General features: G+C 59.7%; 21 protein-coding genes. 13 read left to right on the plus strand and 8 right to left on the minus strand.

Annotation, left to right across the window (positions count from 1 at the left end; all coding sequences use genetic code 11):
* The 5 genes from J5Y17_RS08965 to J5Y17_RS08985 form a co-directional block, all read right to left on the minus strand.
* Positions 1-660, minus strand: a complete 660-nt coding sequence (locus J5Y17_RS08965; protein WP_219784910.1) for an aspartate/glutamate racemase family protein — start codon at positions 658-660, stop codon at positions 1-3.
* Between the two features lie 8 nt (positions 661-668).
* Entirely contained in the window at positions 669-1,505 is an 837-nt protein-coding gene (locus J5Y17_RS08970) for an ABC transporter permease (RefSeq protein ID WP_219784911.1), read from the minus strand.
* A 3-nt stretch (positions 1,506-1,508) separates the two neighbouring features.
* The gene (locus J5Y17_RS08975) at positions 1,509-2,363 is read right to left on the minus strand and encodes an ABC transporter permease (protein ID WP_219784912.1); all 855 of its coding nucleotides are present in this window, start codon (positions 2,361-2,363) and stop codon (positions 1,509-1,511) included.
* A 91-nt stretch (positions 2,364-2,454) separates the two neighbouring features.
* Positions 2,455-3,720 (minus strand): PotD/PotF family extracellular solute-binding protein, encoded by a 1,266-nt coding sequence (locus J5Y17_RS08980; RefSeq protein ID WP_219784913.1) that lies wholly within the window; start codon positions 3,718-3,720, stop codon positions 2,455-2,457.
* Positions 3,721-3,751: 31 nt separating this feature from the next.
* Positions 3,752-4,726 (minus strand): ABC transporter ATP-binding protein, encoded by a 975-nt coding sequence (locus J5Y17_RS08985; RefSeq protein WP_219784914.1) that lies wholly within the window; start codon positions 4,724-4,726, stop codon positions 3,752-3,754.
* Between the two features lie 250 nt (positions 4,727-4,976).
* Between J5Y17_RS08985 and J5Y17_RS08990 the strand changes: the two genes are divergently transcribed.
* From J5Y17_RS08990 to J5Y17_RS09035, 10 genes are all read left to right on the plus strand, one after another.
* Positions 4,977-5,675 carry a GntR family transcriptional regulator gene (locus tag J5Y17_RS08990; protein ID WP_219784915.1) on the plus strand — a complete coding sequence of 233 codons (699 nt, stop codon included), beginning with the start codon at positions 4,977-4,979 and terminating at the stop codon, positions 5,673-5,675.
* On the plus strand, positions 5,672-6,505 hold the full coding sequence (locus J5Y17_RS08995) for a GNAT family N-acetyltransferase (protein WP_255571989.1): 834 nt from the start codon (positions 5,672-5,674) through the stop codon (positions 6,503-6,505). The genes J5Y17_RS08990 and J5Y17_RS08995 overlap by 4 nt, the downstream gene beginning before the upstream one ends.
* Before the next feature lie 51 nt (positions 6,506-6,556).
* Positions 6,557-7,234, plus strand: coding sequence for an HAD family phosphatase (locus J5Y17_RS09000; RefSeq protein ID WP_219784916.1), 678 nt, complete (start codon positions 6,557-6,559; stop codon positions 7,232-7,234).
* The gene (locus tag J5Y17_RS09005) at positions 7,231-8,202 is read left to right on the plus strand and encodes a sugar-binding transcriptional regulator (RefSeq protein ID WP_219784917.1); all 972 of its coding nucleotides are present in this window, start codon (positions 7,231-7,233) and stop codon (positions 8,200-8,202) included. The genes J5Y17_RS09000 and J5Y17_RS09005 overlap by 4 nt, the downstream gene beginning before the upstream one ends.
* A gap of 132 nt (positions 8,203-8,334) precedes the next feature.
* Positions 8,335-9,645, plus strand: coding sequence for a sugar ABC transporter substrate-binding protein (locus J5Y17_RS09010; RefSeq protein WP_219784918.1), 1,311 nt, complete (start codon positions 8,335-8,337; stop codon positions 9,643-9,645).
* 72 nt (positions 9,646-9,717) lie between these two features.
* A complete protein-coding gene (locus tag J5Y17_RS09015) occupies positions 9,718-10,590 on the plus strand; it encodes a carbohydrate ABC transporter permease (protein WP_066702406.1) in 873 nt (290 codons plus the stop codon).
* A gap of 12 nt (positions 10,591-10,602) precedes the next feature.
* The gene (locus tag J5Y17_RS09020) at positions 10,603-11,433 is read left to right on the plus strand and encodes a carbohydrate ABC transporter permease (protein ID WP_219784919.1); all 831 of its coding nucleotides are present in this window, start codon (positions 10,603-10,605) and stop codon (positions 11,431-11,433) included.
* 16 nt (positions 11,434-11,449) lie between these two features.
* Positions 11,450-12,454, plus strand: a complete 1,005-nt coding sequence (locus tag J5Y17_RS09025) for an ABC transporter ATP-binding protein (RefSeq protein WP_219784920.1) — start codon at positions 11,450-11,452, stop codon at positions 12,452-12,454.
* The gene (locus J5Y17_RS09030) at positions 12,451-13,236 is read left to right on the plus strand and encodes an L-iditol 2-dehydrogenase (RefSeq protein ID WP_219784921.1); all 786 of its coding nucleotides are present in this window, start codon (positions 12,451-12,453) and stop codon (positions 13,234-13,236) included. The genes J5Y17_RS09025 and J5Y17_RS09030 overlap by 4 nt, the downstream gene beginning before the upstream one ends.
* Positions 13,237-13,262: 26 nt before the next feature.
* A complete protein-coding gene (locus J5Y17_RS09035) occupies positions 13,263-14,726 on the plus strand; it encodes a mannitol dehydrogenase family protein (RefSeq protein ID WP_219784922.1) in 1,464 nt (487 codons plus the stop codon).
* Here the strand turns inward: J5Y17_RS09035 and J5Y17_RS09040 are convergent.
* Genes J5Y17_RS09040 through J5Y17_RS09050 form a run of 3 tightly spaced genes read right to left on the minus strand, consistent with a single transcriptional unit; the run spans position 14,714 to position 16,790 of the window.
* Positions 14,714-15,517, minus strand: coding sequence for a metal ABC transporter permease (locus tag J5Y17_RS09040; RefSeq protein WP_219784923.1), 804 nt, complete (start codon positions 15,515-15,517; stop codon positions 14,714-14,716). The genes J5Y17_RS09035 and J5Y17_RS09040 overlap by 13 nt on opposite strands.
* A complete protein-coding gene (locus J5Y17_RS09045; protein ID WP_219784924.1) occupies positions 15,514-16,293 on the minus strand; it encodes a metal ABC transporter ATP-binding protein in 780 nt (259 codons plus the stop codon). Before J5Y17_RS09045 ends, J5Y17_RS09040 begins: the two co-directional genes overlap by 4 nt.
* Positions 16,290-16,790, minus strand: a complete 501-nt coding sequence (locus J5Y17_RS09050) for a Fur family transcriptional regulator (protein WP_219784925.1) — start codon at positions 16,788-16,790, stop codon at positions 16,290-16,292. Before J5Y17_RS09050 ends, J5Y17_RS09045 begins: the two co-directional genes overlap by 4 nt.
* A gap of 140 nt (positions 16,791-16,930) precedes the next feature.
* Between J5Y17_RS09050 and J5Y17_RS09055 the strand changes: the two genes are divergently transcribed.
* From J5Y17_RS09055 to J5Y17_RS09065, 3 genes are all read left to right on the plus strand, one after another.
* A complete protein-coding gene (locus tag J5Y17_RS09055; protein ID WP_219784926.1) occupies positions 16,931-18,007 on the plus strand; it encodes a zinc ABC transporter substrate-binding protein in 1,077 nt (358 codons plus the stop codon).
* Between the two features lie 85 nt (positions 18,008-18,092).
* On the plus strand, positions 18,093-18,887 hold the full coding sequence (locus tag J5Y17_RS09060; RefSeq protein WP_219784927.1) for a S49 family peptidase: 795 nt from the start codon (positions 18,093-18,095) through the stop codon (positions 18,885-18,887).
* Between the two features lie 171 nt (positions 18,888-19,058).
* Complete coding sequence (locus tag J5Y17_RS09065) at positions 19,059-20,003, plus strand: calcium/sodium antiporter (RefSeq protein ID WP_219784928.1); 945 nt, start codon at positions 19,059-19,061, stop codon at positions 20,001-20,003.
* The last annotated feature ends 2 nt before the right edge of the window (positions 20,004-20,005 follow it).

Consider the following 20,005-nt stretch of genomic DNA (forward strand, 5'->3'; position numbering starts at 1 on the left):
TTAGTGCGCGTGCTGCTGCATCAGCCCCATCGCCTGCGCCAGTGCGGTTGCGGCGCGCACCCCGTCGATCAGCACCAGCCCGGTTTGCGCGGAGAGCACCGCGTGATGCGCCGACATGCCCGCACAGCCGAGGATGATCGCGGACGCGCCCTCTTCGGCCATGCTTCGGATGTTTTCTGCCAACCGGTCCAGCACCTCGGGGCGGCCCTCTTCGACGTCGAGCACCGGAATGCCGCTGGCTTTGACGCCGAGGCACGGCTCGCTGAAGCCTTGTTGTTGGATGTTCCCCTCGATCACCGGAACGGAGACGTCGAGCGTGGTTACCACGCCAAAGTTTTGCCCCATCAAAAGCGCCATGTGATAGGCCGACTGGCCTATCCCGATCACCGGGCAATGCGCCTCGGCGCGCATCTCACTCAGGCCAGTGTCGTCGAAACAGGCGATGACGATGACATCGACGCGCTCGGCGCGCGCTTTCGGTAAAAGCGCCATTTGCCCGGCCAGAGCCGCCGCGCCATCTTCGGGACCCTGAATGGCGGGCGGACCGTCATGGTTGGTCCAGCCGAGGATGTCCGCCTCGGGCAGGGTCGCGCGGGCCGTTGCCACGACGCTCTCGGTCATGGCCTCGGTGGAATTGGGATTGAGAAAGAGAATTTTCACGGCTTGCCTCAGACACCTTTGCCCGCATCCGACCCGAACCGGGCGCGGCGTTTACCCAAAACCCAGACGGTCAACAAGAACGCCCCGATGATCAGCAGCGAGAACAGCGTTGTCATCGTGCCCAAAGCATAGATCACGGGCGTGGTCACATTGGTCGTCATGCCGAAAATCTCCAGAGGCAGCGTGTTGTAGGAGCCTGCGGTCAACAGGGTGCGCGCGAATTCGTCATAGGACAGCGTAAAGCCAAAGAGGCCTACCCCGATGAGCGAGGGCGCGATGATCGGCAAGACCACATAACGCACGGTTTGCCAAGGGGAGGCGCCTTGGTCGCGGGCGGCTTCTTCAAAGGATTTGTCGAAGCGGTTGAACACGGCGAACATGATTAGGAGACCAAAGGGCAGGGTCCAAGTGAGTTGGGAGCCAAAACCCGAGGTGGCCCAGTGAATTTTCAAGCCGAATTGGTTGAAGATCAGGCCGACGCCCAGAGAGATCAGGATGGAGGGGATCACCAGTGAGGCGATGATCAGGTAGAACAGAATGCCCGAGCCTGCGAAGCGTTTGCGGAAGGCAAAGCCACCCATGACAGACACCACAACGGTCGTCACCATCACCATAAGGCCAAGCGCGAAGGAGCGGCGGAAACTGCCCCAGATGTCGCCCACGGCTTGCTCTTGGAACAACTCACGGAACCAGTTGAGCGAGGTGCCCTGCATCGGGAAGGTCAGGCCCCCGCCGGGGCCTTGGAAAGACAGGATGCCGATGGTCAGCGTCGGGCCGTAGAGGAACAGGATGAACAGCCCGAAGAAGGCGGTGAGCACGTAGAAGGATTTGGATTTCTTTTCCATAGCTCAAAGCTCCTTTCGGATATCGACAAAGCGCAACAGGATGCCGATCACGATCAATACGGTGATCAAAAGGATCACGGCTGTGGCGGCGGCGGAGGGGTATTGCAGCAGGGAAATGTCGTTCGAGATTAACCGCCCGACATTGGCCTTTTGCGACCCGGACATAAACCGCACGGTGATGAAATCGCCCATCACTAGGGTCAGCACAAAGATCGTGCCGATCATGATGCCGGGCTTTGTGAGGGGCAAAATTACGTGGATTAGGGTCTGAAATCCGCTGGCGCCATTGTCGCGGGCGGCTTCGATCAGAGAGTGATCAATTCGCGTCATCGTGTTGAAAATCGGCACAACCATGAAAAGCGTGTAGAGGTGCACGAAGGCGAGGATCACGGAGAAATCGGAATAGAGCAACCATTCCAAAGGCTGGTCGATCACGCCCCAGCTTTGCAGCATGGAGTTCGCGATGCCGTTGCGCCCGAGGAAGGGGATCCAGGAAATCATCCGGATGATGTTCGAGGTCCAGAACGGGATGGTGCACAAGAGAAACAGCGCGATCTGCGTTGTCTGGTTCTGGATGTGAAAGGCCAGATAATAGGCGACCGTAAAGCCGATCAGGAGCGTCAGCGCCCATGTGATCGCGGCATATTTGAAGGTCGCGAAGAACACTTTGTAGGTTACTGGAGAGCCGAAGAGGAATTCGTAATTCTCAAGCGTAAACGCCGGGATGATCGAAAACTCGGTGGCCTGCCAGAAACTCACCACGACAATGGTGATGATCGGCAGGATCAGGAACCCGATCAGGATCAGGGTCAAAGGCGAGGCCTGAAGCCAGCCCTGGATGTGACGGTTCTTGAGCATCGCTTGCTTTCTTTCGTCTTGAAATATCCCGGGGAGGAGACGTGCAGGCGTTACGCCTGCACGGTGGAGGGGGCAGCGCCCCCTCTTTGTATTAGGACGCGATGAACTCGTTCCATTTGCGAACCATGTATTGGTTCTCGTCCATGACGGCGTTCCAGCACGCCACGGAGCCCATGCGGTCGTAGAAGGAGCCGCCATCTCGGGTCTCGCCGGCTTGGGCCAGCACGTCGCCGGTCGGCGAGGTGATGACGTCGGTCGCGGGCTTGCCTTCGAACCAGTAACCCCACTCGTTCTCGGTCATGAAGTTCTTCGAGGTTTCCGGAACTGCGGAGTAGTAGCCTTGACGCATCAGGTAGCCGCCGACCCAACCGGAGAGATACCAGTTGATGTATTCGTAGGCCGCATCGAGCTCCATGCCGGAGAGCGAAGAGGACAGGCCGATGCCGCCGCCCCAGGAGCGATAGCCCTCTTTCAACGGCTGGTAGACGCACTCGATGCCGCGCGATTTCACCGCGGTGATCGCCGGCGACCACATGGATTGGATTACGACTTCGCCCGAAGCCATCAGGTTCACGGATTCATCAAAGGTCTTCCAGAAGGCGCGGAACTGGCCGTTCTTCTTGGCCTCGGTAAAGATCGCCATGGTTTTGTCGATCTCTTCGCGGGTCATGTTGCCCTTGTCGCCATATTGGATTTCGCCCATGGCTTCGCAGACCATCGCCATGTCCATGATGCCGATCGAGGAAATGTCGAGGATCGAGGCTTTGCCTTTGAACTCCGGGTTCAGAAGCTCGGCCCAGGTCTCGATCGGACGGCCGATCAGGTCGGGGCGAATGCCCAGCGTGTCGGCGTTGTAGATCGTCGGGATGAGGGTCATCCAGCCGGTTTCTTCGGTGGCGAAGGAGGTGCCGCCCGGGCCGTCGACGAAGCCCACGGAATGCGGGGCGGTGCCCTGTGCGATGGTGCTCTCGGGGGTCAGTTTGCCGTCGCGGAAAATGCCGACAATCTTGTCGTAGTTGGCGATTTTCGAGGTGTCCATGGCCTGAAGGTTGCCGGTCGGCCAGACTTTCTTACAGATCCAGTATTCGATGTCGGCGATGTCAAAGCTGTCGGGCTGGGTCGCGGCGCGCTGGGTCACGGAGTCGGAATCCAGTGCGGTCATCTCGAGCGTGAAGCCCAGATCTTCTTTTACCTTGTTGGCCACATCGTTGAGGTTCGACACGCCGGTGCCGAACTGGCGCAGTGTGATGTCCTTGATTTCCTGAGCCCAGACCATCGGCGCGGGGAGCGCAGAGGCGGCAACGGCAGCGGCACCGCCTTTGAGCACGGCACGCCGAGAGTAACGCATTTTAGACATGTAAGTTCATCCCTTGTTGGAGTGGTTTTTATCAGGCTTGGAGGCGGTGCAGCCGCCCCTCGTCCCAAGCGAGGCTCACGGCGTCGCCCGGATTCTTTGGATTGGAAAAGAAGGTGCTCTCGGGCACGAGGGCCAGAACCTCTTCGCCTGCTTCCGTCATCGAGGTCATCGCCACATGAGCGCCCTGATATTCGACGGAGGTGACGGTGGCGGGCAGACCTGTGTCGCCCAGAAGCACCTCATCGGCGCGCAGCGCGACTTTGGCGCCATCCAGAGAGATCACATTGTGACCGCCCATGAACCGCGCGACGAATTCGGTTTTCGGCGTGTTCCACACATCGCGTGCGGGACCGGCCTGTTCGATGACGGAGTTGTTCATCACCACGATCTCATCGGCGAGCGCGAGGGCTTCGTCCTGACCGTGGGTCACATGTAGGAAGGTGATGCCCAACTCGCGCTGAATGCGCTTCAGCTCCGCGCGCACTTTGATGCGCAGAAACGGATCGAGCGCCGAGAGCGGTTCATCAAGCAACAAGACGCGGGGCTTCGTCACCAGAGCGCGGGCCAGGGCCACACGCTGTTGCTGGCCGCCGGAGAGTTGCGCCGGAAGACGGTCCGCGAAATCGGTCATATGCACCAGCTCAAGCATCTCGCCCGCGGCTTTGTGGCGCTCCGTCTTGTCGACACCTTTCATGCGCAAGGAAAACGCCACGTTGTCGCGCACGTTCAGGTGCGGGAAGAGCGCATAGCTCTGAAACATCATTGCCGTGCCGCGTTTTGCGGGCGGCAGGTGCGAAATGTCGAACCCGTCTAACAGGATCGAGCCATCGGTGACGCTCTCGTGTCCTGCAATCATTCTGAGCGTCGTGGACTTGCCACAGCCCGACGGGCCCAAGAGGCACACATAGGTGCCATTCTTAAAGACGTAATTGATCGCGTCCACGGCGGTGGTGTCGCCATAGCGCTTGGTCAGTGTCACGAGTTCCAAGTCTTTGCCAGAGCGCATATCTCACCTGTTCTTGCGTTTCGATGAATTCACGCTTGTCTGGTTTTTGCCTAAGTCGAAGAGTTTTTCGCATTCGCGGCGGGTCGGGGCATAAAATGCCTGCTGTTTGTGCGCTTCGTACATAAGAGTGCATTAATTATGCGCTAAAATCGTATACAAAGTCGTGAACAATATTATTTCCGCTCCGGACTTGAGAATCGGAAGAGGGGGCGGAAACTAGGACAATATTGAGTATGAAGGATAATACGACATGCAGGGTCAGGGTCATGATCTCGGGGAGCAGCGGGAAAGCGGAAGCGCACGGGTCGCACAGAGCCTTGCCATAGCCATCCATGAACATCGCCTATCGCCGGGTATGAAGCTGAGCGAGGACGAGGTGGGCGAGATTTACGGCGTAAGTCGTACTGTCGTTCGCGCCGCGCTTCAGGAACTGGCCCACGACCGTTTGGTCGAGTTGAAACGCAATCGCGGGGCCTTCGTCGCGCAACCCTCCGTCAAAGAAGCGCGCGAAGTCTTTGAGGCGCGGTCTTTGCTGGAGCCGCGCACCGCCAAATCCGCCGCAGAACGCGCCACGCCTGAAGATATCAAGATCCTGCAAAAACATATCGACGCCGAACATGCCGCGCTGCACGCCGGCGACACGGGCCGCGCGTTGCACCTCTCAGGCAAGTTCCACGTCGAAATCGCCCGCATCGCGGATCAGTTCACGGTGGCCGAATTCATCGCCCAATTGGTGTCTCGGTCCTCTCTGATCATCGCGCTCTATTGGCAGCGGCGCACGGCGCTTTGTGAAAGCCACGCCCATGATGCGTTAATCAAGGCGCTGGCCCGTCACGATGGCGCAGCGGCTGAGGAATTGATGCAGCATCACCTCTTGGACCTTCTGACCTCGCTCGATCTGCGAGATCAGCCGTCTGTGCCGAAATCCCTGAAAGAGGCGCTCAATTGATCCTGCGCAGCGCCAGTCCCGCAGAGGTGGCCACCATGCTCGACTGGGCGGCAGAAGAGGGCTGGAACCCGGGGCTGGAGGATGCCGAAGCCTTCGCGCGCGCCGATCAGGGCGGGTTCTTCGTGGCGGAAAAGAAAAGCGGCCTGGCCGCCGCGATTTCGGTTGTGAACCATTCGCCGGGTTTTGCCTTTTTGGGGCTTTATATCTGCAAGCCGAAATATCGCGGGCGCGGCATCGGGATTAAACTCTGGAGCCACGCGCTTGAGCATGCAGGCGCGCGCACCGTGGGTCTTGATGGCGTGGCAGAGCAACAGGCGAATTATGCCAAATCCGGTTTCGAGAAGACCGGTGCCACGCTTCGCTTCGAAGGCCCTGTGCCGGATGTGACCTGCGAGGGTCTTCGCGTGCTTGGCCCGCGAGAGGCGGCCGATCTCGGTCAGCTCGATCTCTTGGCCAATGGCTTCCTGCGTCCTCGGTTCCTGTCCTCGTGGCTCTTCGACACGGAGACCCGCCGCACCGTGGTGCTGGACGGGCCCGAAGGACCGGTCGGCTTTGCCACCGCGCGACTTTGTCGTGAAGGGTGCAAGATCGGACCTTTGATTGCGCCGAATGCGGAAACGGCTCTGGCGCTCATGTCCAAAGTGGCGAGTGCTCTGGGTCAGACCCGCGCAATTCTGGATGTGCCGGGCGTTCAGGACGCATTTTGCAATCGCCTCGTGGCGCTCGGCTGGCAGACCACCTTCGAGACTGCCCGCATGTATCGCGGCGCGCCGCCGCAGCCCGGCCACCCCGAAATGCTGTTCGGCGTGGCGACGCTGGAGCTTGGCTGACGGTTTTCGCTCTGTCATAAGGCGCGGGTGAACCAGCGTCAGGGAGGGGCGATGTTCGATCTTGTCATCTTCGATTGCGACGGCGTTTTGATCGACAGCGAGGTGATTTCCGCGCGCATGCTGATCGACGAATTGGCAGGCTTTGGCGTCGATATCGACACCGCCTATGTTGCGCGACATTTTCTTGGGCGCAGCTATCCCATTGTCTTACAGCAAATTCGCGATGAATTCGGCATCACCTTGCCGGACGGATTCGAGGCCGCCTACCGAGCGCGCCTGATTGCGGCATTCCAGCAAGAGTTGCGCCCCATCGAGGGCGTGCGCGACGTCATTTCCCGGCTCTCCGTGCCCTATGCTCTGGCGACCAGCTCAAGCCCGCCGAGACTGGCGGACTCGCTGCAAATCGTGGGCTTCAGCGATCTGTTCGAGGGGCGATGCACCACAGCGTCCGAGGTCTCTCGTGGCAAACCCGCGCCCGATCTTTTCCTTTTGGCCGCTGAGAAAAACCAAGTCGCCCCAAGCCGTTGCCTTGTCGTCGAGGACTCGCTTGCGGGGGTGCAGGCGGGGCTGGCGGCGGGCATGACCGTCTGGCGGTTCACCGGAGGAAACCACCTTCGCGGGCTCGATTTGACGGGGGAAAACGGCGCTGAACCGCATCGCGTGTTTGCATCGTTCGCGGATTTCTTCCATTCTGGGACGCATCTTTGCGGGGGAGCGTCGGGGTTATGACAAAGGGAAATGTGCAAGGCTTTGTCGAGGACGGCGATGTTTCGCCGCGCGATCTGGCGGCCCGTGCGGCGTGGTTGTCTTTCGTCGGCGGCATGACGCAAGACCAGATCGCGCAGGAGTTGGGGATTTCGCGTCAGCGCGCCCAGCGGCTCGTGGCGCGCGCCTCTGCCGAGGGCCTGATCCGGGTGCGGATCGACCATCCGATTGCGCGGTGTTTGGAACTTGAACGTGATCTCAAGGAACGGTTCGGTTTGGAGGCGGCCTGGGTCTCGCCGGGCATCGGGTCAGGCGCAGATCCTTTGATCGGGCTCGCGCCTTTCGTTGCACCTGTGTTGGAGCGGTTCTTTGAAGAGAGCCAACCCAAGACCTTCGCATTGGGCACCGGGCGGACGCTCAAGACTGTGGTCGAGCATCTGCGCACGGTAGATGGCGCGCATCACAAGCTGGTGTCGCTCATCGGCAATGTCGCGCCGGACGGCTCGGCGTCGTTTTATGAAGTCATCATGCGCTTTGCAGAAAAGACTCGCGCCAAACACTATCCAATGTCGGCTCCGGTTTCGGCCCGAGACGATGCGGAGTTGGCGCTGTATCAATCTCTGCCGCATGTGAAGGCCTCGCGTGCCTTGGCGAACTCTGCCGATCTGGCGATCGTTGGCATCGGTCAGATGGGCGATGATGCGCCGCTTTATGTGGACGGGTTTTTGACCGCCGACGAACTCAACGATTTGCGCGCGGCCGGCGGTGTCGGTGAGATTTGCGGTCATATCTATGATGGCGAAGGTCGCTATCTGGACCACCCGGTGAATCACCGTATGGTCGGGGTGCAGGTGCCGGTGAATGACATGCCGGTGTATTGCGTGGCGGCTGGGGAAACCAAGCTTCCGGCACTGCGCGCGGCGCTCTCAGGCGGGCTTTTGACCGGTGTTTTCACCGATGAGCGCACCGCCAGAGATCTGATTTCTCATTAAAAATTCCGATTTGGATTTCCCGCGCACTTTGTCAGTTGAAGGTGTTTCGCAAAGCATCTTGACAGATTTGCGCGCATAGGTGAGCATTAGTTCATGATATGGGCAAATGCTCAAATCTAATGGGAGGATATCATGAACACGACTTTCCGCGCCCTCATGGGGGCGTGCGCTCTTGCTGCATTGGCGACAGGGGCCACTTCCGAGACCATCACGGTTGCCACAGTGAACAACGGCGACATGATCCGCATGCAGGGTCTGATGGATGATTTTTACGCCAAACATCCCGACATCGAGGTTGAGTGGGTCACGTTGGAGGAGAACGTGCTGCGTCAACGGGTGACACAGGACGTGGCCACAAAGGGCGGCCAGTTCGACGTCATGACCATCGGGACCTACGAGGTGCCGATTTGGGGCGAGCGTGGCTGGCTTGTGTCGTTGAACGACCTGCCGGAGAGCTATGACATCGACGATCTCTTGCCCGCGATCCGCGACGGCCTGACCGTCGAGGGCGAACTTTACGCGGCACCGTTCTATGGCGAAAGCTCGATGGTGATGTATCGCACCGACCTGATGGAAAAAGCCGGTCTCGAGATGCCGGGCGCACCGACTTGGGACTTTATCAAAGAAGCCGCTGCCGCGATGACCGATAAGGACAATGAAGTCTACGGTATCTGCCTGCGCGGCAAGGCGGGCTGGGGTGAGAACATGGCGTTCCTCACCGCAATGTCGAACTCCTTTGGCGCCAAATGGTTCGACATGGACTGGAAGCCCCAGTTCGACAGCGAGGAATGGGCGACCACGCTCAACACTTATCTCGATTTGATGAACAACTTCGGTCCTCCGGGCGCATCGGGCAACGGGTTCAACGAGAACCTCGCGCTGTTCCAGACCGGCAAATGCGGCATGTGGATCGACGCCACCGTTGCGGCCTCTTTCGTGACCAACCCGAATGACAGCCAAGTGGCCGACAGCGTCGGTTTCGCGCAGGCGCCGGACAACGGCCTTGGCCCGCGCGGCAACTGGCTTTGGGCGTGGAACCTCGGCATTCCTGCCGGCACCCAGAAAGTCGATGCGGCGAAAGCCTTTGTCGAATGGGCCACCTCGAAAGACTACACCGCGCTCGTCGCTTCGAAAGAGGGTTGGGCCAATGTACCGCCGGGCACGCGTCAGTCGCTTTATGAGAACCCGGAGTATCAGAGCGTGCCTTTCGCGAAGATGACGCTGGAGTCCATCCTGTCCGCGGACCCGAAGAATCCGACCGTGGATGAGGTGCCTTACGTTGGCGTGCAATTCGTCGCGATCCCTGAATTCCAGGGCATTGGCACCGCCGTGGGCCAGCAATTCTCTGCGGCTCTGGCCGGTCAGATGAGCGCCGAACAGGCCTTGGACAACGCCCAGAAACTCACCGAGCGTGAGATGATGAAGGCCGGATACATTAAGTAAACCGTCCTCCTCGCGGGCCGGCTCCCCCAGTTCCGGCCCGCATTTTTTCCTCAGACCGTCGAGGCACCTGTCATGGCCACGAAACATTCTCGCATGAGCGCGCGGCTCATGATCTCGCCCGCTGTTCTTTTGCTTTTGGGCTGGATGCTGATCCCGCTGTCGATGACGCTCTATTTCTCCTTCCTGCGCTACAACCTGTTGATGCCGGGGATGGAGGAATTCACCGGGCTCACCAACTACCGCTTTTTCCTCACCGACCCTGCCTTCTTTGCGGCGCTTTGGAACACGATCGCGCTGGTGGTCGGTGTCTTGGTGGTCACTGTGATCGGCGGCATCCTTTTGGCGCTTTTGCTCGATCAGCCGTTTTTCGGTCAGGGCATTGTGCGCATTCTGGTCATTGCGCCTTTCTTCGTCATGCCGACCGTGTCGGCGCTGGTGTGGAAGAACATGTTCATGAACCCGGTGAACGGTCTCTTCGCCCATGCCGCCAAGGCGCTTGGGTTGCAGCCCTTTGACTTCCTGTCCTCGGCCCCTCTGGCCTCGATCATCGGCATCGTGAGCTGGCAATGGTTGCCCTTCGCGACCCTGATCCTGTTGACCGCTTTGCAGTCGCTCGATCAGGAACAACTCGAGGCGGCCGAGATGGACGGCGCGCCGTGGATCAAACGGTTCTGGTATATCATGCTGCCGCATCTGGCCCGCGCGATCACCGTGGTGATCCTGATCCAGACGATTTTCCTCTTGTCTGTTTTCGCTGAAATCCTCGTGACCACCAATGGCGGTCCGGGCACGGCGTCCACGAACCTCACCTACCTCATCTACATGCAGTCTCTGCTGCAGTTCGATGTGGGCGGTGGCTCCGCCGGTGGCGTCGTCGCCATCATCCTCGCCAATATCGTTGCGATCTTCCTCATGCGGATGATCGGCAAGAACCTCGACGCGTAAGGAGACGAATTCATGGCACGTTCTGTTTCGACCCAACGCAAACTGATCACCACGGTCTTCGCCTGGGCCATCGGCATCGCGATCTTTTTCCCGATCCTCTGGACCATCCTGACCTCGTTCAAGACCGAGGCCGCGGCCATTGCTGATCCGCCTGTATGGTTCAATTTCGATTGGACGGTGGAGAACTACGCCACGGTGCAGGAGCGCTCGAACTATTTCCGGCACTTCATGAATTCGATGATCATCTCCGGGGGCTCGACGCTTCTGGGTCTGATCATCGCGGTGCCCGCCGCGTGGTCGATGGCCTTTGTCCCCGCCAAGCGCACCAAGGACGTTTTGATGTGGATGCTCTCGACCAAGATGCTGCCACCCGTTGGCGTGTTGGTCCCGATATACCTCTTGTTCCGCGACCTTGGTCTTTTGGACACGCGCATCGGTCTGGTGATCGTTCTGACGCTCATCAACCTGCCGATCATCGTCTGGATGCTCTACACCTATTTCAAAGAAATTCCTGGAGAAATCCTGGAGGCCGCGCGGATGGATGGCGCCAGTTTGCGCTCTGAAATCATCCATGTGCTGACGCCGATGGCGATCCCGGGCATGGCTTCGACGGTGTTGTTGAACATCATTCTCGCGTGGAACGAGGCGTTCTGGACCCTCAACCTGACCGCCGCGAAAGCAGCGCCGCTGACAGCCTTCATCGCCAGCTATTCAAGCCCCGAAGGCCTGTTCTACGCGAAGCTGTCCGCCGCCTCCACCATGGCCATCGCGCCGATCCTGATCATGGGCTGGTTCAGCCAGAAACAACTCGTCCGGGGCCTGACCTTCGGCGCTGTGAAATAAGAAAAGGACCTTCGACATGGGACGCATCACACTTGATAAAGTGCGCAAGGCCTTCGGAGATATCGAAGTCATTCCGCCGCTGGATCTGACCATTGAGGATGGCGAATTCGTTGTCTTCGTTGGCCCGTCGGGCTGTGGGAAATCCACATTGTTGCGGCTGATCGCAGGGCTCGAAGATGTCTCCGGCGGCCAGATCCGTATCGACCGCGAAGACGCCACCAACCTGCCGCCCGCGAAACGCGGTCTGGCGATGGTGTTCCAATCTTACGCGCTCTATCCCCATATGTCCGTGCGCAAGAATATCGCTTTTCCGATGAAAATGGCGGGTCTGCCGCAGGACGAACAGGAGCGCCGGATTGAGGCAGCGGCCAAGGCGCTCAATCTCACCGACTACCTCGACCGCAAGCCGGGGCAACTTTCGGGCGGTCAGCGTCAGCGGGTCGCCATCGGGCGCGCGATCGTGCGCGAACCGGCGGCGTTTCTCTTCGATGAACCGCTCTCGAACCTCGACGCGGCACTGCGTGTCGGCATGCGGTTGGAAATCTCCGAGCTGCACAAACGCCTCGCCACGACGATGATCTACGTGACCCACGATCAGGTCGAGGCCATGACCATGGCCGACAAAATCGTCGTTCTGCGTGCGGGCAATATCGAACAGGTCGGCTCGCCGCTCGAACTCTATAATCGCCCCCGCAATGTCTTCGTTGCGGGCTTCATAGGCTCGCCGAAAATGAACCTGATCACAGGTGCTGAGGCGGCCAAACATAATGCGACCACCATCGGCATCCGCCCCGAACACCTTGCGATTTCGACAGAAGGCGGCGCGTGGAAGGGCGAGATTGGCGTGTCTGAACATTTGGGCTCCGACACCTTCTTTCACGTCACGGTCGAGGGTCAGGTTGAGCCTCTGACCGTGCGGGCCTCTGGTGAAGTGTCTCTGTCCTACGGCGACACCGTTTGGTTGACGCCGAATGAGGCCAATCTGCATCGCTTTGACGCAGAGGGGCTCAGGATCGCATGACGCGGCTTGCCGGGAAACTGTCGGGGAAAACTGCCCTGATCACGGGGGCGGCGCGCGGCATTGGGCTGGCCTTTGCAAAGGCCTATGTCGCCGAAGGGGCGCGCGTGGCCATCGCCGACATCGATATCGAGCGTGCGCGTCTGGCCGCGACCGAGATCGGCGAGGCGGCCATCGCCGTGGCATTGGATGTGACGGACCAAGCCAGCATTGATCGCGCAGTGCCAGAGACGGCGGAGCGTCTCGGCGGCATCGACATCCTGATCAACAACGCCGCGATCTTTACCGCAGCACCCATCGTCGAGATCACCCGCGATGACTTTGACCGTGCCTTCGCGATCAACGTCTCCGGTTCGCTCTTCATGATGCAGGCGGTGGCGAAACACATGATCGCGCGCGGGCAGGGCGGCAAGATCATCAACATGGCGTCTCAGGCCGGGCGGCGCGGCGAGCCTCTGGTGGCGGTCTATTGCGCGACGAAAGCGGCGGTCATCAGCCTCACGCAATCGGCGGGGCTGAACCTCATCTCTCACGGCATCAACGTGAACGCCATCGCGCCCGGTGTGGTGGAGGGCGAGCATTGGGATGGGGTAGATGCGTTCTTCGCCAAATATGAACACAAGCCCTTGGGTCAAAAGAAAAAAGAAGTGGGTGAGGCCGTGCCTTTCGGGCGCATGGGCCGGGCGGAGGACCTGACCGGCATGGCCGTGTTCCTCGCTTCGCCCGAGGCCGATTACATCGTGGCGCAGACGTATAACGTCGATGGCGGCCAGTGGATGAGTTGAGCGGATGAGATGAGAAGGACAAGAAGATGAAACTCTCGAATGCCACTTTGAAAACCCTGCCTGATGCGATCAAACGCCCGGAGTATGACCGAAGCGCGCTCACTCCGGGCATCATTCATATCGGTCTCGGCAATTTCCATCGCGCGCATCAATCCTGGTATCTGCACCGTCTGATGCAGATGGGGTTGGCTCACGATTGGGCCATCGTCGGCGCCGGTGTGCGTCCCTATGACGAGGAGATGCGCCAGAAATTTGAGGCGCAGGATTACCTGACCACACTCATCGAGCTGGACCCGGCGGGGTCTTCGGCGGAGGTCGTTGGCGCGATGATCGACTATGTGCCGGTCGAAGACGGCAACGGCGCGCTGATCGAACGCATGGCGCAGCCCGACATTCGCATCGTCGCGCTCACCGTCACCGAGGGCGGGTATTATATCGATCCGGCGACCAAAGGGTTTGACGCAAGGCACCCGGATATTGTCCATGACGCCGAAAACCCGTGGCGCCCGCGCACGGCCTTTGGTGCGATTGTGGCGGCGCTAAAGCTGCGCCGGGATCGCGGGGTCGGGCCTTTCACGGGGCAGTCCTGTGACAACCTTCAGGGCAATGGCGAGGTGCTCCGTCAAACGGTGGTGTCGCTCGCCAAGCTTTCCGATCCCGAACTGGCGGAGTGGATCGAGGCCGAGTGCAGCTTCCCCAACGCAATGGTCGATTGCATTGTGCCGGCGACAGGCCCGCAGGAGTTGGAGTTGGTGCAAGGCTTCGGCATCGAGGACGCCGTGCCCGTCACGCATGAGAATTTTCGGCAATGGGTGATCGAGGATAATTTCTGCGCGGGCCGTCCCGATTGGGATAAGGCGGGCGCGGTGTTTTCCGAGGATGTGCACTCTTACGAGACGATGAAAATCCGTATTCTCAACGGCGGACATCAGGTGATTGCGGCCGTCGGCGAATTGCTATCCGTTGCGACGATTTCCGGCTGTATGACGCATCCTCTGATCGGCGCTTTGTTCGAAAAAGTCGAGCGCGAGGAAATCATGCCCCATATCGCGCCGGTGCCGGAGTTCACGCCAGAGACCTATGTCACGCTGATCAAAGAACGGTTCTCCAATCCGAAGATCATCGACACGACGCGTCGCGTCGCCTTTGACGGCTCGTCGCGGCAACCGGGCTTTCTTGTGCCGTCGATCCACGCCTGTCTCGCAGGTGGGATTGCGCCGGAGGGGCTTGCGCTCAGCTCGGCGCTTTGGGCGCGCTATTGTTTGGGGTCACGCGAAGATGGGACCGAGATTGCGCCCAATGATCCGTTCTGGTCGGATCTGACGGCGCTGGCGGCAAAGGCCAAAATCGACCCGAAAGCTTGGCTTTCCATGCGTCAAATCTATGGCGACCTGGCGGAGGAGCCGCAGTTTGCAGAGGCTTTTGAGCGCTGGCTTTTGATGATCTATCGCGAGGGGGTGGAGGCCACGCTCAACTCTTATTTGACCTGAGCGCGCAGAAGCCGCACCAAGTTGGCCGCCACGAACAACAGTGCAGCAACGCAAACGATGGTCGGGCCTGTCGGCGTGTCAAAGGTAAAGGCGCTCTGGATGCCGCCCAGGACGGAGAGCACGCCGATCACCATCGCGATGGCGGCCATGCGCTCGGGCGTGCGCGAAAAGGTGCGCGCACTTGCGGCCGGGATCAACAGCATCGCGGCAATCAACAGCGTGCCGACCACTTTGATGGCGACCGCGACGACCAGAGCGAGCGCGAGCGACAGGATCATCTGTTCGCGCTTGGGCGAGATGCCGGAGGCATAGGCCAAATCGGGGTTCAGCGTCGCGGTCAAAAGCGCCGACCAGCGCCAATACAACAGTCCGACGACCAAAGCCGCACCGAGCCAAATCACCAAAAGATCGCTGCGCCCGACGGCGAGGATGTCGCCAAAGAGATAGGCCATGAGATCGACCCGAACGCCCGGCACGAAGGACACGGCGACGAGGCCGAAGGCCAGCGAACTGTGCGCCATGACGCCAAGGATCGTGTCCATCGCAAAGCCCCGGCCCGAGAGCGCAGAGACGGTGACGGCCATGATCAGAGCAACGCTCAGGACACCGGCGAAAATCGAGATGTTGAAGGCCAGCGCCAGAGCCACACCCAACAAGGCCGCATGCGCCGTGGCGTCGCCGAAATAGGCCATGCGCCGCCAGACGACGAAACAGCCCAGAGGGGCGGCGGCCAGAACGAGGCCCAGCCCGGCCAAGACCGCGCGGACGATGAAATCATCCAAAAGGCTCATGCGCTTTCCTTATGTGCTGTGTCGTGGTGCTTATGATCAGAGGTGTGATCATGCGTGTGGTCATGATCGCAAGCATCATGATCATGGTCGTGGCGATAAAGCGCCAGCGCGCCATGGGTGCCGGTGCCAAAGAGCGCGCGGTATTCCGGCGCGGAGGCCACATGTTCCGGCGCGCCGTGGCAACAGACATGACCATTGAGACAGATCACGCGATCCGAGGCCGCCATCACGACATGCAGCTCATGCGACACCATGAGCACCGCGCAGCCCTTTTCACGGCGTAGCCGTTCAATCTGACTGTAGAAATCGGCGGAGCCGGGTTGGTCGAGGCCTTGGGTGGCTTCGTCTAGGATCAACAGATCGGGATTGGTCAAAAGCGCGCGCGCCAGAAGCACGCGTTGAAATTGCCCACCCGAGAGAGAGGTCATCTGATGATGGCAAAGATGCCCTGCGCCCGCGTCATGAAGCGCGGCATGGGCGTCATCATCGCTGACACGTTTGGGCAGCGATAGGAACCGGCGCACGGTCAGCGGCAGGGTGGGATCGATATGCAGCTTTTGCGGGACATAGCCGATTTTGAGGCTCTTTTTGCGGGTGATCTTGCCGATCTTGGGCGAAAGCGCCCCGATGATCACACGCAAGAGTGTCGATTTGCCTGAGCCGTTAGGCCCGACAATGGTGACGATCTCTCCCGGCTCAATGTCGAGAGAGACCTGATCCAAAACCTGGCGCCCACCAAGGTGCAAGCTGATCGTGTCTACGGAAACGAGGCTCATTTTTTGTCCGCTGCCCCGTCATTCGCGAGGCAATTCGGACAGGTTCCCTCTGCCTCCAACACCGCGCGACTGATGCGAAAGCCCGTGGTGTCGGCGATCTGGTTCAACAGGCTGTGCGACGGGTCAGTTTCCGCCTCGGCCACCGCATCGCAGGTGGTGCAGATCAGAAACGCCGGCGTGTGAATGTCGCCCGGATGCGCGCAGGCGATAAAGGCGTTCAGCCGTTCGATCTTATGGGCAAAGCCGTTTTTCGTCAGAAAGTCGAGGGCGCGGTAGGCCACGGGCGGTTGGCTGCCAAACCCGTCTTCCGACAGGCGAGCCAGCACGTCATAGGCGCCCAAAGCGCGGTGTTCTTCGAGCAAAATCTCCAAGGCGCGTTTGCGCACAGGCGTCAGTTGCAGCCCGGCCTTCTGACACGTCCGATCCGCCTCGGCGACGGCATCGGCGACGCAATGGCTGTGATCGTGCTTTTGAAATCCGATCGGGTTCGGGTCCATGAGGGTGTGCTCCGTGAGGGCGCGAGGCGCGGGGGGAAGGTCTTTTGGAAGACTCGTAACAGGAGGGCTTGATATGTTATTACCTGTCATATATCAAGCCCGTCACGTAATAACATAACACACCAAATCCTGAGGCCAGAATGTCCCTACGCTCCTCCCTTTTCTTTGTTCCTGTTCTCGCGGGCGCACATTTCGCACAAGTCACCGCCGCGCAGGCCGAGGTCCCCAATGTGGTGGCCGACATGGCACCGATTCACTCTCTGGTCGTGCAGGTGATGGGCGATCTCGCTGAGCCCGCTGTGCTGATGCCGCAGGGTACTTCGCCGCACGGTTATGCGCTGCGTCCCTCCGATGCGCGCGCAGTACAGCAGGCGGACATCGTGTTCTGGACCGGGCCGAAGATCGAACCCTGGCTTGATGAGGTGATCGACGAGATCGGCGATCAGACGGTCTCTGTGCCGCTCGCAACGGTTGAGGGAGTGACCGTCTTGGACGTGCGCGAAGGCGCGACCTTTGAACGTCATATGCATGACGAAGACGAGCATTCGGAGGATGCGCATGATCATGACGATGAGGAGCATGCGGAAGACGATCATGACGAACACGCACATGAGGCGGAGGATCACGAAGATCATGAGGAACACGATCACGATGCGCACGCCGAGGACGCCCATGAGGATCATGACGATCACGACCATGCGGGCGTCGACGACCACGCCTGGCTCGACCCGATGAACGGTCGCGTCTGGCTTGGTGTCATTGCGGAAGAACTGGCAAAGCTCGACGCGGTGAACGCCGAGACCTACCGCGCCAATGCCAAAGCTGCCCAAGAGGCTCTGGATGTGAAAATCGCAGAGATTCAGGCCGAACTGGCGCCGCTCTTAGACATGAACTTCATTGTCTTCCATGACGCTTATAACTATTTCGAAAACCGTTTCGGCCTGTCGGCGGCGGGCTCAATCTCGATCAGCGACGCCACCACGCCGAGCCCGGCGCGCATTCGTGAAATTCAGAACAGGGTGAAAGAGATCGGCGTTACCTGTGTGTTCTCCGAGCCTCAGTTCAATGCGGGCCTTGTTAATACTGTGCTTGACGGCACCGAGGCAAAGTCCTCCGTCATCGATCCGCTGGGTGTCGATCTGACTCCGGGGGCGGGTTTCTACGGCGAGTTGATGGACTCTCTGGCGGGGGCTTTCACTGCCTGCGCCGAAGATTGAGCAGAATTGAGTATCGAGTAAAAAAGGGCGCGGGGCGAGGTCTCGCGCCCTTGTTTGTCGGGGGGGCGCACTTTACATCCAAGGCATGACACTTCGCATCCCCTTTCGCAACGCCCCGCCGCGGGTCAATGTTGTGCGTCTGAACGGCGCGATCATGACACGTCAGGGCGGTCTGAATGACCAAAGCCTTGCGCCCGCCATCGAACGCGCCTTTCGCAAAGGTAAACCTTCTGCCGTGGCGCTGTCGATCAATTCGCCGGGTGGCTCGCCGGTACAGTCGTCCTTGATTGCGGCTCGGATTTCGCGTCTGGCGGCGGAAAAAGAACTGCCTGTCTATGCCTTTGTCGAAGATGTCGCGGCTTCGGGCGGCTATTGGCTGGCCTGTGCCGCCGACAAGATTTTCGTCGATACAAGCTCCATCGTCGGCTCCATCGGGGTGATCTCTGCGGGCTTTGGCTTTGATCAATTGATCGCCAAACATGGGATCGAACGTCGGGTCTATACCTCTGGCAAATCGAAAAGCCAGATGGACCCGTTTCGCCCGGAAAACCCCGAAGATGTGGCGCGGATCAAAGGCCTTCAGGAAGAGATCCACGAGGCCTTCATCCAGCATGTTACCTCTTCACGCGCGGAACGGCTCTCGAAAGAGGTCGAGCTTTTCGATGGCGCATTCTGGACCGGGGCGAAGGGGGTCGAACTGGGCCTTGCGGATGGTCTCGGCCATCTCGTGCCGAAGATGAAAGAGATTTACGGTGACAAGGTGCGTTTGACCGTGTTTGGGCCGAAACGCCCCCTGCTGCGCCGCTTCAGCACCGAGCTGGCCTCCGGGCTGACCGCTCAGGTCGAAGAACAGGCGCTTTGGGCCAGGTTCGGGCTTTGACGTCATGATGTTCAAGGTCATCAGCGTTTTTCTGATCTTCATGATGGTCTTGGCCATCTTCGGGCGCCTGCGCTTTCCCGGTCAGCAAAAACTCAAAGACATGAAATGCCCCCGCTGCGGGCGTTACAAAATTGGCAAGGGCGCATGCGCCTGTGAAAAAGGCAAACCCTGATGGATTTCATTTACGCGATCGCTGGTTTGGTGCTTTTGCTCGTTGCGGGCGACATGTTGGTGCGCGGTGCGGTGAACCTGTCTCTGCGTCTCGGCATCCCTGCGCTGATCGTCTCGTTGACCGTTGTGGCCTTTGGCACCTCCGCGCCAGAACTTTTGGTCTCCGTGTCGGCAATTTTGGATGGCGTGCCAGGGCTGGCGCTGGGCAATGTGATCGGCTCGAACACCGCCAATGTGTTGCTGGTGCTGGGCATCCCTGCGCTGATTTCAACGCTACATGTGATCGACAATTCCACCCGTGCCTCCTACCTCCAGATGATCGGCGCAACGGTGGTGTTCATCTTGTTGGCGATGCGCGGGCAATTCGACTGGATTGCCGGGATCGTGCTTTTGGCCGCGCTGTTCTCGATGATCGGTCATGCGATCTATCAGGCGCGCTGTCACCGCGTGGCGCAGCGCGATGTTGAGGAAGAAGAGGTCGAAGGCGCCGATCCCGATATGCCTTGGCCCAAGATCATCGGCTTTCTCATTGCGGGTCTCATCGGCCTGCCTTTGGGCGCGGATATTCTGGTCGATGCCTCGACCAACATCGCGCGGGATTTTGGAGTGTCTGAGACCGTCATCGGCTTGACGCTTGTGGCACTTGGTACCTCGCTGCCCGAACTGGCGACCACCGTGATGGCGGCGCTCCGCAAACAAGCCGATGTGGCCTTTGGCAACGTCATCGGATCGAACATGTTCAACCTTCTGGGCATCATCGGTGTGTCGAGCTTTGTCGGCACGCTTCCGGTCGATGCTGAGTTGATGGGATTCGACATCTGGGTGATGTTGGCAGCCTCGGTTTTGCTTGGCCTTTTCGTCCTCAAACGCATCGACATCACCCGTGTTTGGGGTGTCGTCCTTTCCGCCCTATATGTCCTCTACGTTTTGGCTGTGCTGAACTGAGG

Origin of the sequence: Celeribacter sp. PS-C1 (assembly GCF_019429625.1) — a bacterium.
GTDB lineage: Bacteria > Pseudomonadota > Alphaproteobacteria > Rhodobacterales > Rhodobacteraceae > Celeribacter.

Excerpts from the sequence above, each read along its gene's own strand:
- J5Y17_RS08970 (WP_219784911.1), bottom strand. The coding sequence starts at position 1,505 with ATGGAAAAGAAATCCAAATCCTTCTACGTGCTCACCGCCTTCTTCGGG.
- J5Y17_RS08985 (WP_219784914.1), bottom strand. The coding sequence starts at position 4,726 with ATGCGCTCTGGCAAAGACTTGGAACTCGTGACACTGACCAAGCGCTAT.
- J5Y17_RS09040 (WP_219784923.1), bottom strand. The coding sequence starts at position 15,517 with ATGAGCCTTTTGGATGATTTCATCGTCCGCGCGGTCTTGGCCGGGCTG.
- J5Y17_RS09055 (WP_219784926.1), top strand. The coding sequence starts at position 16,931 with ATGTCCCTACGCTCCTCCCTTTTCTTTGTTCCTGTTCTCGCGGGCGCA.
- J5Y17_RS08975 (WP_219784912.1), bottom strand. The coding sequence starts at position 2,363 with ATGCTCAAGAACCGTCACATCCAGGGCTGGCTTCAGGCCTCGCCTTTG.
- J5Y17_RS09015 (WP_066702406.1), top strand. The coding sequence starts at position 9,718 with ATGGCCACGAAACATTCTCGCATGAGCGCGCGGCTCATGATCTCGCCC.
- J5Y17_RS09030 (WP_219784921.1), top strand. The coding sequence starts at position 12,451 with ATGACGCGGCTTGCCGGGAAACTGTCGGGGAAAACTGCCCTGATCACG.
- J5Y17_RS08990 (WP_219784915.1), top strand. The coding sequence starts at position 4,977 with ATGCAGGGTCAGGGTCATGATCTCGGGGAGCAGCGGGAAAGCGGAAGC.
- J5Y17_RS09050 (WP_219784925.1), bottom strand. The coding sequence starts at position 16,790 with ATGGACCCGAACCCGATCGGATTTCAAAAGCACGATCACAGCCATTGC.
- J5Y17_RS09005 (WP_219784917.1), top strand. The coding sequence starts at position 7,231 with ATGACAAAGGGAAATGTGCAAGGCTTTGTCGAGGACGGCGATGTTTCG.
- J5Y17_RS09000 (WP_219784916.1), top strand. The coding sequence starts at position 6,557 with ATGTTCGATCTTGTCATCTTCGATTGCGACGGCGTTTTGATCGACAGC.
- J5Y17_RS09010 (WP_219784918.1), top strand. The coding sequence starts at position 8,335 with ATGAACACGACTTTCCGCGCCCTCATGGGGGCGTGCGCTCTTGCTGCA.
- J5Y17_RS09035 (WP_219784922.1), top strand. The coding sequence starts at position 13,263 with ATGAAACTCTCGAATGCCACTTTGAAAACCCTGCCTGATGCGATCAAA.
- J5Y17_RS09045 (WP_219784924.1), bottom strand. The coding sequence starts at position 16,293 with ATGAGCCTCGTTTCCGTAGACACGATCAGCTTGCACCTTGGTGGGCGC.
- J5Y17_RS09060 (WP_219784927.1), top strand. The coding sequence starts at position 18,093 with ATGACACTTCGCATCCCCTTTCGCAACGCCCCGCCGCGGGTCAATGTT.
- J5Y17_RS08980 (WP_219784913.1), bottom strand. The coding sequence starts at position 3,720 with ATGTCTAAAATGCGTTACTCTCGGCGTGCCGTGCTCAAAGGCGGTGCC.
- J5Y17_RS09025 (WP_219784920.1), top strand. The coding sequence starts at position 11,450 with ATGGGACGCATCACACTTGATAAAGTGCGCAAGGCCTTCGGAGATATC.
- J5Y17_RS09020 (WP_219784919.1), top strand. The coding sequence starts at position 10,603 with ATGGCACGTTCTGTTTCGACCCAACGCAAACTGATCACCACGGTCTTC.
- J5Y17_RS09065 (WP_219784928.1), top strand. The coding sequence starts at position 19,059 with ATGGATTTCATTTACGCGATCGCTGGTTTGGTGCTTTTGCTCGTTGCG.